Here is a 13,333-nt window from a genome sequence, read left to right as displayed (position 1 = left end):
GGTCGTGGGCGCGGCGCAGCGAAGGGGACGCCGGACGTCGTGCGTGCACGGCGTCGCTTCCATCCGCTGCAGAGGACACCGCATGCCACGTCGCCCACTCACCACCCTCGCGTTCGGCATCGTGCTGGCGCTGTACGGCGCCAGCGAGGCGCGCGCGCAGGACGCCGATGCCGACACCGCCGCGCCCAAGGCCGCCGCCACCGACCTGGGCCAGGTCGTGGTCACCGGCTCGCGGATCAAGCGCTCGGAGGTGGAGGGCGCCGAACCGGTGCTGACGATCAGTGCGCAGCAGATCCAGCAGGAAGGCTTCCTCACCGTCTACGACGTGCTCAGCACGCTCAACCAGCAGGGCAGCGTCGAGGCCGACACCAAATACGGCTCGCACACGCCCAATGCCTCGCCGGTGAGCCTGCGTGATCTCGGTCCCGGGCGCACGCTGCTGCTGGTCAACGGCCACCGCGTCGCCGACTACCCGCAGCCCTACGCCGGCGAGAGCAACTTCGCCAACTACGCCAACATCCCCTCCGCGGCGGTGGAACGCATCGAAATCCTCACCGGCGGCGCGTCGGCCATCTACGGCTCGGACGCGGTCGCCGGCGTCATCAACGTGATCCTCAAGCAGGGCTACGAAGGCAACCAGGTGCGCCTGCGCGGCGGCACTGCCACCGCCGGCGGGCGCGACGTGGTCGACCTGTCCTGGGTCGGTGGCCGCAGCGGCGACAAGTGGAATCTGACCTACGCGCTGCAGTGGACCCGGCGCGATCCGCTCTCGGTCGGCGAGCGACCGAAGATGGACGACCAGGACGACGAGTCCTACAGCAACTGGACCGCGCAGGCGCGCAAGTACGGCTTCAATCCGTTCACCGGCCTGAGCCTGGTCGACGCCGGCAACAACACGCGCCTGGCGCCGCCCAGCGGCACCTGCGCACGCTTCGGCGGCCAGTTCATCGATGCGCAGCGGCTGAGCTACGACTACAACAGCGATACCGTGCGCAATCTCGGCGGTTATTGCGGCATGGCCCACGACTACGCCGACTGGCTGGCCGCCAGCGGCGGCGACAGCGGCTCGGCGTATCTGTACGGCACCTTCGACTTCGACAACGGCGTGCAGGCCTGGAGCACGCTGTCCACGACCAAGAGCCTGGGCTACTGGACCTACGACCCGCCCTACGTCTACCTCGGCCCGTTCCACGACACCGGCAGCGACCGCGACCTGTACGCGATCCGCCAGCTCACCCGCTTCGAATCCGGCGGCTGGAAGAACCTGGCCAACACCACCAAGGAACTGTCCTGGGACCTGAGCGCCGGCCTCAAGGGCCGCCTCGCCGATCGCTTCGACTGGGAAGTGGCGGTGGGCCGCGCGCGCTACACCGTGGACGAATACGTGCGCACCGTGGACACGCAGAAGGCCACCGCCTACTTCCTCGGCCCGCAACTGGGCAGCACCGCCGACGGCACGCCGATCTACGATCTCAACGAGGAACGCTGGTACCAGCCGCTGACCGGCGCGCAGTACAACGACCTGGCGGTGAAGGCGCACAACCGCGCCGATTCCTGGGTCAACCAGGCCAGCGCCAACATCACCGGCGAGTTGCTGCAGGGCTGGGCCGGGCCGATCAAGTTCGCCGCGGTCGGCGAAGTGGCCAAGCAGGGCTACCGGCTGTCGCCCGATCCCTGCGCCAACACCTGCTATCCGCTGGACGTGGTCGACTACGGCGGCGGCGAGCGCCTGCGCTACTCGGGAGGCATCGAGTTCGACGTGCCGCTGCTGTCCACGCTCAACGCCAGCCTGGCCGCGCGGCACGACCGCTACGGCGACTACCGCGCCTACGGCAGCGACCTCGGTGCGGCGATCGGCACCCAGCGCGACACCACCTGGAGCGCCGGCCTGGAGTGGCGGCCGCTGAGCACGCTGCTGCTGCGCGGCAGCGTCGCCACCAGCTTCCGCGCTCCTGACATGCACTACGTGCTCGGCGAGCCCAGCTCCACCCAGCAGACCGTGATCGACCAATACCGCTGCATCCAGAAGGGCTACTACCTCACCGGCGGCTGCAGCGCCGAGAACAGCGACGTGTTCTACCTGATGCAGGTCAACCGCCGCGGCACCCCGGACCTGGAATCGGAGCACGGTCGTTCGGTCACCGCCGGCTTCGTCTGGGACATCGCCGAGGGCCTGTCGCTGACCGCGGACTACTACAAGATCCGGTTGCAGGACATGATCAAGGATCTCAACCGCGACGAAGTGCTCAGCGCCGAAGCCGGCTGCCGCACCGGCCTGACCACTGCCGGCGGCGTGTGGGTCAATCCCGGCGGCGCCGAATACTGCGCCCGCATCCTCTCGCGCGTGTCGCGCGATGCCGACGGCCGCGTCACCGGCATCGAGCAGGGACCGATCAACATCGCGCAGATGCACGTGTCCGGCGTCGATGCCTCGCTGAAGTACCGGCTCAACACCGCGCGCTGGGGCAACTTCAGCTTCGCCCTGGATTACAACAACCTGATCGGCTACCACGAGCAGACCTACCGCACCGACGACGACAAGAACCTGCGCGACCAGAAGATCCGCAGCAAGCTGCGCGGCAGCGTGCACTGGGAGAACGGCGGACCGCTGGACCTGACCGTGTACGCCAAGCGCTTCGGGTCTACCCAGGCGGTGAACTGGGGTACCTGCACCCGCTTCGACGACGGCTACCAGCCCAGCCCTTCCGACGCCTGCCGCGTCACCGACAGCGGCAACCGCCATTTCGGCGAAAGCACCACGCGTTACTTCGGCCGCGTCGGCCCGGCGCTGTACTGGAATCTCACCGCCGGCTACCGCATCGCCCCGAAGATGAAGGTCAACCTGTACATCAACAACGTGCTCAACACCGTCGGCTACGACAACAAGGAGCGCTACTACGGCTACCAGTTCTACAACACCACCCTGTACGACGCGATCGGCCGCGAGGTGGCGATGGAATATGTGCTGGATTTCTGAGGGGCCGGGATTCGGGAGTGGGGATTCGGGATTGGTTTTGGTAGCGCTGAATTCGGCGCGGCGCTACGCAACATGCGACAGGAACGCGCTTTAGCCCCTCTCCCACCGGGAGAGGGGTTGGGGTGAGGGTCCGGAGCGCGCAGCGCCACGCAAGAACGCATAGGCGTGTGCTTGTGGAGATTGGATCGCTTGCTGCCGTACCCTCATCCGCCCCTTCGGGGCACCTTCCCCCGAAAAGGGGGCCATGGTCCCGGCGGGAGAAGGGAAGTGCACTAGCCCCTCTCCCTGCGGGAGAGAAGTTGGGGTGAGGGTCCGGAGCGGGCAGCGCCACGTAAGAACCTGCGCCTCAAAGGCTCCTACGCGATGACGGCGACATCATGGCCCTCCCGCCGCGTTGAACCGCTTTTCCGATTCCCCATTCCCGGTCCCCTTTCCCGGCTCCACAAGTTGCTGATGCAACTGTGGCGCTGCCGCAAACCCTGTGCTATCACTACGTCCCATGAACACGTCCTGCCGCAGCTTTTACTTTTGGTATTACGGTTTTCCGATGCCGCTGGCGGAGGAAGGATCGCGTTCATCCTGAAGGAAACTTCAGCCGCAATCCCGAAAGCCGCCAGCGAACCTGGCGGCTTTTTTCATGCCGCCGGATCTGGCCCCCACCCAGCCCCCCCGACGAGACACGCACATGGCCCCGCACACCGACGATCTGCGCATCCGCAAGATCGAACCGCTGACTCCGCCCTCCCAGCTGCAGGCGCTGCTGCCCTGCGACGAAGAAGCCTCACAGACCGTCACTGCCGCGCGCGCGGCGCTGCACGAGATCCTGCACGGCCGCGACGACCGCCTGGCGGTGGTGATCGGCCCCTGCTCGATCCACGACCCGGTCGCGGCGATGGAGTACGCGCAGCGCCTGCGTCCGCTGCGCGAGACCTACGGCGATGCGCTGGAGATCGTGATGCGGGTGTACTTCGAAAAGCCGCGCACCACGGTCGGCTGGAAGGGCCTGATCAACGATCCCAACCTCGACGGCAGCTTCGACATCAACAAGGGTCTGCGCCTGGCGCGCGGCCTGCTGCGCGACATCAACCGCCTGGGCCTGCCGGCCGGCGTGGAGTTCCTCGACATCATCTCGCCGCAGTACATCGCCGACCTGGTGGCCTGGGGCGCGATCGGCGCGCGCACCACCGAGAGCCAGGTGCACCGCGAGATGGCCTCGGGCCTGTCGTGCCCGGTGGGCTTCAAGAACGGCACCAGCGGCGACGTCAAGATCGCGGTGGATGCGGTCGGCGCGGCCTCGCATCCGCACCATTTCCTGGCGGTGACCAAGGACGGGCAGACCGCCGTGGCGGCCACCGCCGGCAACCCGGACTGCCACGTGATCCTGCGCGGCGGCACCCAGCCCAACTACGATGCCGACAGCGTCGCCGCGGCGGCGCAGGTGCTGGAGAAGGCCGGCCTGCCGGCGCGGCTGATGGTCGACGCCAGCCATGCCAACAGCGGCAAGAACCCGGACAACCAGCCCAAGGTGATCGAGGACATCGCGCGCCAGCTCGAGGCCGGGCAGTCCCGCATCGTCGGCGCGATGGTGGAGAGCCACCTGCGTGGTGGCCGCCAAGAGCTGGTCGCGGGCCAGCCGCTGGTCTACGGCCAGAGCATCACCGACGGCTGCATCGACTGGGACACCTCGTTGCAGGTGCTCGAGCGGCTGGCGCAGGCGGTGCGCGCGCGGCGCCAGGCGCGCGTGGCGCAGGCGGCCTGAGCTCGTGGTGGGAAAAACGCACGCAGCCTGACCGGCTGCGTGCGTTGGGGGGCGGGGGAGGCCCGGAAGAGGGGCCGGACGCGCCGCCGAATGCGAAGGGAGAGAGCTTCGGTATCGACGGCTGCGTGCCGGTGAAGACGTTATCCGCCCATTCGGTGACCACGGTATGCCGCTGTGTGGCAGCGGCTGGCAAGGTGTTGGCGGGGCGTTAAGACCTGTTGTCGCCGGTTCAGCGCGACGGCGTGGAAGTGGCGCGATGGGATGTACACGCTACGCATTGATGGGCCGGGGCATAGCGGCGATTGCCTGCCAGACGTATCAGGCCCTGCTAGGCGCCACGCTGTTCCAGCGCCATGCGGTGGGGTCAAACTGACCGAAGGCCGGCGACTGGCCGATGCCGCCAGCGCCGCGTCGGACGACATCGAGATGTGGCCAATAGGTGTTGCCCGAGGTCGCAAGCGCGCATGTGCGGACACCGCTGCTGGCGAAACCGGCCACCGTGTCGATAATGCCTGCATGGCCGCCGACTCGCCCTGGTTCCTGTACCTGCTCGAATGCCGCAACGGCAGCTACTACGCCGGCATCACCCCGGACCTGCAGGCGCGCTTCCAGGCGCACCTGCGCGGCGCCGGCGCCAAGTACACCCGCGCCAACCCGCCGGTACGGCTGCTGGCCAGTCGCGCCTACCCCGACCGTGCCGCCGCCTCGCGCGCCGAATACGCACTCAAGCGCTTGCCGCGCGGTCGCAAGCTGGCGTTCCTCGCCGTGCCCGACCCCGTATCTGGCGCCGACAACCTGCAAACGACAGCCGAATCCGCAGCGGTGTTGTAGGAGCGGCTTCAGCCGCGACAGGCGTGACCGGTAAAGCCCGTCGCGGCTGAAGCCGCTCCTACGACGATGCCGCAATTCGCGCGCATCTCGGATGCAAGAGGACTGCACTGTGGGAGGGACTTCAGTCCCGACGCGCTGTCCCGCAACTGCTCGTCGAGCCCCCAACGGGGCCACTGCCAGCCGTTGTAGGAGCGCTTTCAAGCGCGCCCCATGACAAGCCCGTCGCGGCTGAAGCCGCTCCTACGACGATGCCGCACATTCGCGTGGATTTCGGATGCAAGAGGACCGCACTGTGGGAGGGACTTCAGTCCCGACGCGACGAACCCGAACGACGCGACCACCGCCCCATGGGGCATGCCGCTGTACGCAGCAGACACACCCGATGCACACCCCGCCTCAGCGGCTGGGCCAATGCCATGCCGGCCGATCGAGCGCGCGCAGGCCGGCCACGTCGGTCTGGCCGTGCTCCTTGATCAGCAGGTGGTGCAGGCAATCGGGTTGCTGCTCCAGCGCCGCGATCAACCGGCTGGCATGCGAGACCACGATGATCTGTGCCTGCCGCGTGGCGCTGCCGATCAGCCGCGCCAGCGCCGGCAGCAGGTCCGGATGCAGGCTCGCTTCCGGTTCGTTGAGCACCAGCAGTTCCGGCGGGCGCGGGCTCAGCAGGGCGGCGATCCACAGCAGATAGCGCAAGGTGCCGTCGGACAGTTCGGCTGCCGACAGCGGCCGCAGCAGGCCATGCTGATGCATCGCCAGGTCGAAGCGCCCGGCATGCACCTCGATCGTCAACCGCGCGCCGGGGAAGGCATCGTCCACCGCCGCATGCAGGCCGTCGGCATCACCGATCTCCAGGATGGTCTGCAGGGCCGCGGCGAGGTCGGCGCCGTCGTTGCTCAGCACCGGCGTGTGCGTGCCGATCTGCGCCATGCGAGCCGGTGCCGCGGCATCGGTGCGGAAGTGGTCGTAGAAGCGCCAGCGGCGGATGTTCTCGCGGACCTCATGCATCTCCGGTGCAGCGCGCGGATCGGAGAACTGCGCCAGCACGCTGTCGAAACTGGCGATGCTGGCGCCGGCATCGGTCCAGCCGTCGTCCTGGGTCCGCAGGCACACCGCCGGTCCGTTGCGGTCCACCAGCAGGTTGGACTGGCGCAGCCACGGGCCGGCCCAGATGCATTCGCGCTTGATCTGCGGATCCAGCCCGAAGGCCGACGCCGACGGCATCGGCAGGCCCAGGTCGATGGCATAGCCGAATGCGTCGCTGGCGTAGCCCAATTTCAGGCCGACGGCCTGCTGCCGCACCGTGCCCTCGACCGGATGCTCGCCGCGCCGGACCGCGCGGCTCAGCGTCTCCGGGCCGGCCCACAACGCCGACGGCAAGCCGCCCTCGCGGGCCAGTGCGGCGATCACGCCGCCCTGGGCGGTGTCGGCGAGCAGGCGCAGCGCGCGGTAGACGTTGGACTTTCCGCTGCCGTTGGCGCCGGTGATCAGGGTCAGCCCCGCCAGCGGCAGCACCAGCTCGCGCAGGGAACGATAGGAGGAAACCGCCAGGGTGGTCAGCATCGGCGCAGCATACCCGCTGCCGGCGCCGCTCAGCCTCCCGCGTGCATCGTCCCAGTATCCAGCCAGCGCTGGTGCCAGGACAGCGCCTCGGGCAGCAGGTGCGGGGTGTGCTTGCCGTAGCTGGCGTGCAGGGCGCGGTCGACATAGTCCTGCAACTGCGCGCGGTAGCTCGGGTCCACGCAGTGCGCGAGCAACTGTTGCGCGCGCTGCCGCGGTGGCAGGCCGCGCAGGTCGGCCAGGCCGTGCTCGGTGACGATGATGGAGACGTCGTGCTCGGTGTGGTCGACGTGGCTGACCATCGGCACGATCGAGGAAATGCTGCCATTCTTCGCCGTGCTGGGGCTGAGGAAGATCGACAGGAAGCCGTTGCGGGCGAAGTCGCCAGAGCCGCCGATGCCGTTCATGATGCGGCTGCCCATCACGTGGGTGGAATTGACGTTGCCGTACAGGTCGGCCTCGATCATGCCGTTCATGCCGATGCAGCCCAGCCGCCGCACCAGTTCCGGATGGTTGGAGATCTCCTGCGTGCGCAGGATGATGCGCTCGCGGTAGAAGTCGATATTGCGCTTGAACTCCTCGTTGGCCTCCGGGCTCAACGCGAAGCCGGTGCACGAGGCGACCTTCAACACGCCGCTGCGCAGCAGGTCGAGCATGCCGTCCTGGATCACCTCGGTGAACGCGCTGAGGTCGCGGAAGCCGCTGCTGGCCAGGCCGGCCAGCACCGCGTTGGGAATGTTGCCCACGCCGGACTGCAACGGCAGCAGGTTCGGCGGCAGCCGGCCCTTGCCGACCTCGTGCTGGAAGAACGCGATCAGGTGCTCGGCGATGCGCTGGCTGGTGGCGTCGGCCGGGGTGAACGGGCTGTTGCGGTCGGGGCCATGGGTGCGCACCACCGCCACGATCTTGTCCGGGTCGCAGCGCAGCGATGGTTCGCCGATGCGGTCGTCGGCGTGCAGCAGCGGGATCGGCTTACGGTGTGGTGGCAACGCGGTGCCGTAGTACACGTCGTGCATGCCGTCGATGCCGGCCGGCTGCCAGTCGTTGACCTCGACGATCACCTTCTTCGCCAGATCCAGCCAGGTCTTGTTGTTGCCGACCGAGGTCGACGGAATCAGGCTGCCGTCCTCGCGGATGCCGGCCACTTCCACCACCGCGGTGTCGATCTGCCCGTAGAAGCCGAACCACACGTGCTGGGCGACGTGGCTGAGGTGGATGTCGATGTAGTCCAGCGTGCCGGCGTTGATGCGCTGGCGCGCGTCCGGGTCGGACTGGAACGGCATGCGCAGGGCGATGCCGTCGGCCTTGGCCAGCGCGCCGTCCAGTTCCGGCGCGGTGGAGGCGCCGGTCAGCAATTGGATCTTGAACGACTGGCCCTGCAGGTGCGCCGCCTCGATGCGCTGCGCCAGCGCCATCGGCACCGCCTTGGGATAGCCGGAGCCGGTGAAGCCGCTCATCGCCACCGTCTCGCCGGGCTGGATCAACGCCGCCGCGGCCTCGGCGCTGACGATCCGCTCGCGCAGGCGGGGATGGAGGATGCGTTCGGCGGACATGCGGCGACCAGGGCGTGGGAAGGGGATGGCAATTATCGCGGATCGGGCCGGGGCTCGCGCTGGGGCGCGTCCCCACTTTCTGCGCCTGTCGCGCGGCGGCGCATGCGGGCGCGACGGAGCGCAGCGATGAGGACGTACGCCATGGTGTGAGCGACGTGTGCGGCGCTTCGTGCGCCCGACCCTCACCCCAACCCCTCTCCCGGTGGGAGAGGGGCGCTTGGTTCTCGTTTTCCTGGTGGGCTCTGGCTTGCGACGGCAGGACGCAACGCGCATGCAGTCGGCGCAACACCGGGTGTCTGCCACCGTCGCTTTCACGCGCTCCACGCCGCGCCGCGGCGATAGTGCGGCGGTGCCGCCTTTCGCCCGCCCGCTGACCGCCGTCCACGCACGCTACCGGCGTCTGCCGCGCGGCTGGCGCCTGCTCCTGCGCGGCCTGCTGATCGCCTACCTGCTGTACTTGCTGGCCGGCAACGTGTTCCTCAACACGCCGCTGTTCGACCTAGCCACCAACCGTAAGCCGGAGAAGTTCCGCATGCACACCGGGCCGGCGATCACCGTATTGCCCGGCTTCATCACCGCCTGGAACGTGCGCATGCGCGGCCATGTGCAGCGCAATGTCTGGCAGGTGCGCGCCGACCGCGCCAGCGCGCGCATCGCGCTGCTGCCGCTGCTGCACCGCGAAGTGCGCCTGCCGTGGATGGAAGCGGTGAACGTGATCGGCGAGATGGACCGCGTCGAGGAGATGATCCCGCCACCGCCGCCCAGCGACCAGGGCTGGACGCTGCGCTTCGATGCGATCCACAGCGGCACGCTGCGCCGCGCACGCTTCGGTGATTTTGCGGTCGAGGGCAAGGGCCACGGTACCGTCGGCTTCCTCAAGCAGTTGCGTGGCGGCCCCTCGGAACTGTTCCGCTCGCAGATCGTGTTCGAGGACGCCAGCGTGCGCTACGGCAAGCGCCAGATCGCGGACCAGGCCACGCTGGACGCGCGCTTCTCGTTCCCGCGCCACTACCGCGCGCAGGCGCCGGGGTTGCGCAAGCTGGGCATCACCGACCTGGCGCTGCGCGTGCACGGGCGCAGCGTGGCCCTGCGCATCGACACCGCCGGCGACACCACCAAGCTGAGCACCGAACCCGGTCTGGGCCACGTGCAGGCCGATCTGCACCTGCTGCGCGGCGCGCTGCAGCCTGGCAGCACGCTCAACTGGCGGGTGCCGCTGCATGCCGGCGTCGGCGCCACCGATCGTGGCGTGCTGACGCTGCTGCTGGACGTGGAGGGCGAGGACATCCACGCGCGTGCGCGCCTGCCCGGCAAGGTCGATCCGCGCAGCATGCTCGATGCCGATCTGCACATCGCCGGGCGCCAGGTGCCGTTCGACGACCCGGCGGCGCTGCTGCCGCGCACCTCCGGCCGCGTGCAGGGACGCTGGCATTTCGAATCGTTGAACTGGATCAGCGACCTGCTGGTGCGCAAGCCGTGGTTCCAGCTCGACGGCGGCGGCGACGTCGCCGCCGATCTGCAGTTGCGGCAGGGCGCGCTGCAGCCGGGCAGCCGCCTCGACGTGCCCGACGTGCAGGCGGTGGCGGAGATCATGCGCGTGCGGCTGAGCGGCAAGGCGCAGGCGGCCGGGCGCATCGTCGGCACGGCCGACCAGCCGCGCACGCAACTGGACGTGCGCATGCGTCGCTTCGCGCTGGCGCCGCTGGACGAGCCCAAGGCCAGCTTCGTCGAAGGCGAGAACCTGCAACTGGACTTGCAGGGCGATGGCGCGCTGGCCACCCTGCGCGACTCGTTGCAGGCGCGGTTGCGCTTCGCCGACGCGCGCGTGCCGGATCTGCGCGCCTACAACCGCTACCTGCCGGCGGCGCAGGTGCGGGTGCTCGGCGGCGATGGCCGGCTCAGCGGCGACCTGCAGCTGGACGCGTCCGGCCAGGTCGGCCAGGGAACGTTGCGCGTACTCGGCCGCCAGGCGCGGCTGCAGACCGCGGGCCTGGAGCTGGCCGGCAATCTCGACCTGGACGCGCGGCTGCGGCGCGCCGAGCTGCAGGACAAGCGCTTTGATCTCAGCGGCAGCACGCTGCGCCTGCAGGGCGTGCGCTACGGCGCCCAGCCCAAACAGGGCGATTGGTGGGCGACGCTACGGATTCCGCAGGGCCGCATCGCTGCGGCGGCGCCGGTGCAGGCCGATGCGCAGGTACAGATGCAGATGCGCGACGCCGGCCCGGTGCTGGCGGTGTTCGCGCAGCACAGCGATGCGCCGGCGTGGTTGCTGAAGCTGGCCGACGCCGGGCAACTGCAGGCCAGCGGGCAGCTGCGCTGGCGCAAGGATGCACTGTGGCTGGATCGGGTCGCCGCCGAGAACGAACGGGTGGCCTTGCGCGCGCGTCTGCGCGTGGGCGATGCCGGCACGCAGGGCGATCTGTACGCGCGCTGGGGCGTGCTCGGCGTGGGCGTGGCTTTGCGCGGCGAACAACGGCAATGGCATCTGCTCGGCGCGCGCGAGTGGTACGACCGGCAACCGGCGTGGCTGCCGGAGGCACCGGCGCCGGCGGCATCGCCCTGACGCGACGACGAACGCGTCGTGCTCTTGTGTAGGCAAGGCTAGGCAATGCATCGCGGCGCTGGAAATGTGCAGGCACGCGCAGGGTGCACGTCCGCCCGCTTTTCCCATTCCCTATTCCCGTTTCCCCATTCCCCCAACGCCGCAGAATGTACCGCCCAGTATCGTTTTGCACTGCAGCGTGCAATGTCTCAAAAAAGCGCCCAAGATCGCCCTGCATCCCGACGTGGGGGAGGGAGCAAGGCCCGCTAGCAGTTCGCTGCCAGCGGGCTTTTTTATTGCCCGTTTCCGGGCCTGCCGCTGCGGGCGATGCGATGGCCTGGCGTGAGGTATCGATAACACGCTTCCGTGACAGCGACATTGCCGGGTCGCGTCCCGTGGATGCCTGCGCCGCAGCGCGCGCAGCCGGCGCTCGGGTCAGGTCGGCATCGCCTGCGACGTCGCGTGCGGCGACGGCGGCAGTTCGGGGCGGGTCGGGTCCACGGTCAGCGGCTCGTCGCTGCGCAGCAGCGCATGCGCCTCGGCTTCGCTGGCCACCGCCGGCGGCGAGCCGCGCAGCGGCAGGCCGGCGGTTTCGCGCACGAAGGCCATGGTCGCGATGCCCACCACCGCCGCCCCCATCAGGTAGTAGGCCGGCACCAGCGGATCGCCGGTGCGCTCGACCAGCCACGCGGTGACCAGCGGCGTGGTGCCGCCGAACAGCGATACCGACACGTTGAACGCGATCGACAGCGCGCTATAGCGCACCGGGGTGTAGAACAGCGCCGGCAAGGTCGACGGCATCGAGCTGGTGAAGCACACCAGCGCCACGCCCAGCAGCATCAGGCCGAGGAAGATCAGCCAGTCGTTGCCGGTGCCGACCAGCCGCAGGCACGGCACCGCCAGCACCAGCAGCGCGATGCAGGCGCCGATCACCATCGGCTTGCGGCCCAGGCGATCGCTGAACAACCCGCCGAGCACGTTGAGCGGCATCATCACCAGCATCACGATGATGATCAGCAGCAGGCCCTTGCTCTCGGCATAGCCCATGGTGACGCTGAGGTAGCTGGGCATGTAGGTCAGCAGCATGTAGTCGGTGACGTTGAACACCAGCACCAGACCCACGCACTTGAGCAACTGCGGCCAGTGGACGCGGAACAGTGCGCCCAGGCCCGGTGCATCGTGCTCGCGCTTTTCCGCCTCTTCGGCATAGGCCTGGAATGCCGGGGTTTCCTCCAGCTTCATGCGCATGTACAGGCCGAGCAGGCCCAGCGGGCCGGCGATCAGGAACGGCACGCGCCAGCCCCAGTCGTGCATCTGCGCATCGCTGAGCGTGAAGTGCAGTGCGGTCACCGTGGCGGCGCCGGCGATATAGCCGCCCAGCGTGCCGAACTCCAGCCAGCTGCTCATGAAGCCGCGGTTGCGATCGGTGGAGTACTCGGCGATGAAGGTCGCCGCGCCGCCGTATTCGCCGCCGGTGGAAAATCCCTGTACCAGCCGCGCCACCAGCAACAGGATCGGCGCCCAGATGCCGATGCGCTCGTAGGGGGGGATCAGCCCGATCGAGAACGTGCCCAGCGCCATCAGGATCATGGTCGCGGCCAGCACCTTCTGCCGGCCGTAGCGGTCGCCCAGCGGGCCGAACACCAGCCCGCCCAGCGGGCGCACCAGGAACGCCACGGTGAAGGTCGCGAACGTGGCGATCAGTTGCGCGGTCGGGTTGGTGCTGGGAAAGAACACGTGGCCCAGGGTCACGGCCAGGTAGCCGTACACGCCGAAGTCGAACCATTCCATCGCATTGCCCAGCGCCGCCGCGCCGACGGCCCGCTTGAGCATGGGTTTGTCGACGACGGTGACTTCTTCCACCTGCAGTTGGCGGCGGCGCTTGAACCATCCGAAATGGGCGTGGAACTCCGACATGTCTTCTCCTGTCCTGAAACGGTGAGGTCATGACCCCCGGCCTGCACGCGGCAGGCAAGCAAGACAGAACGACAGGGCGCCACAGGCGCCGCACTGGTCTGCGGGGGCGATCCCGGATGGCCGCGTCAACTCCACGGCGCTGCAGGATCGAAGGACGGAGCGGGCGGCGCAGGGCGCACAGGTGCTCCGTCGAGGTG

Annotated in this window: 7 protein-coding genes; 4 read left to right on the top strand and 3 right to left on the bottom strand. The window is 68.9% G+C overall.

Going from position 1 to position 13,333, the window contains the following annotated elements; all coding sequences use genetic code 11:
- The first annotated feature begins 61 nt into the window (after positions 1-61).
- The 3 genes from AC1PLR_RS19320 (at position 62) to AC1PLR_RS19310 (ending at position 5,567) form a co-directional block, all read left to right on the top strand.
- Complete coding sequence (locus tag AC1PLR_RS19320; RefSeq protein ID WP_481103646.1) at positions 62-2,977, top strand: TonB-dependent receptor plug domain-containing protein; 2,916 nt, start codon at positions 62-64, stop codon at positions 2,975-2,977.
- Between the two features lie 685 nt (positions 2,978-3,662).
- Complete coding sequence (locus AC1PLR_RS19315; protein WP_481102015.1) at positions 3,663-4,736, top strand: 3-deoxy-7-phosphoheptulonate synthase; 1,074 nt, start codon at positions 3,663-3,665, stop codon at positions 4,734-4,736.
- A 516-nt stretch (positions 4,737-5,252) separates the two neighbouring features.
- A complete protein-coding gene (locus tag AC1PLR_RS19310) occupies positions 5,253-5,567 on the top strand; it encodes a GIY-YIG nuclease family protein (RefSeq protein WP_481102014.1) in 315 nt (104 codons plus the stop codon).
- A 396-nt stretch (positions 5,568-5,963) separates the two neighbouring features.
- Here AC1PLR_RS19310 and AC1PLR_RS19305 read toward each other — a convergent pair whose 3' ends face one another.
- Together AC1PLR_RS19305 and AC1PLR_RS19300 are read right to left on the bottom strand one after the other, a co-directional pair.
- Positions 5,964-7,127, bottom strand: coding sequence for an AAA family ATPase (locus tag AC1PLR_RS19305; RefSeq protein WP_481102013.1), 1,164 nt, complete (start codon positions 7,125-7,127; stop codon positions 5,964-5,966).
- A gap of 29 nt (positions 7,128-7,156) precedes the next feature.
- Positions 7,157-8,677, bottom strand: coding sequence for an acetyl-CoA hydrolase/transferase family protein (locus tag AC1PLR_RS19300; protein ID WP_481102012.1), 1,521 nt, complete (start codon positions 8,675-8,677; stop codon positions 7,157-7,159).
- Positions 8,678-9,047: 370 nt separating this feature from the next.
- Between AC1PLR_RS19300 and AC1PLR_RS19295 the strand changes: the two genes are divergently transcribed.
- Positions 9,048-11,240, top strand: coding sequence for an AsmA family protein (locus AC1PLR_RS19295; protein WP_481103645.1), 2,193 nt, complete (start codon positions 9,048-9,050; stop codon positions 11,238-11,240).
- 414 nt (positions 11,241-11,654) lie between these two features.
- Here the strand turns inward: AC1PLR_RS19295 and proP are convergent, their stop codons facing one another.
- Positions 11,655-13,136, bottom strand: a complete 1,482-nt coding sequence (gene proP / locus AC1PLR_RS19290; RefSeq protein WP_481102011.1) for a glycine betaine/L-proline transporter ProP — start codon at positions 13,134-13,136, stop codon at positions 11,655-11,657.
- Positions 13,137-13,333 lie beyond the last annotated feature (197 nt).

It is taken from the genome of Xanthomonas sp. NCPPB 3570 (assembly GCF_056725115.1).
The sequence above is the reverse complement of the archived record's forward strand: the minus strand, read 5'-3'. Positions and strand labels throughout refer to the sequence as shown.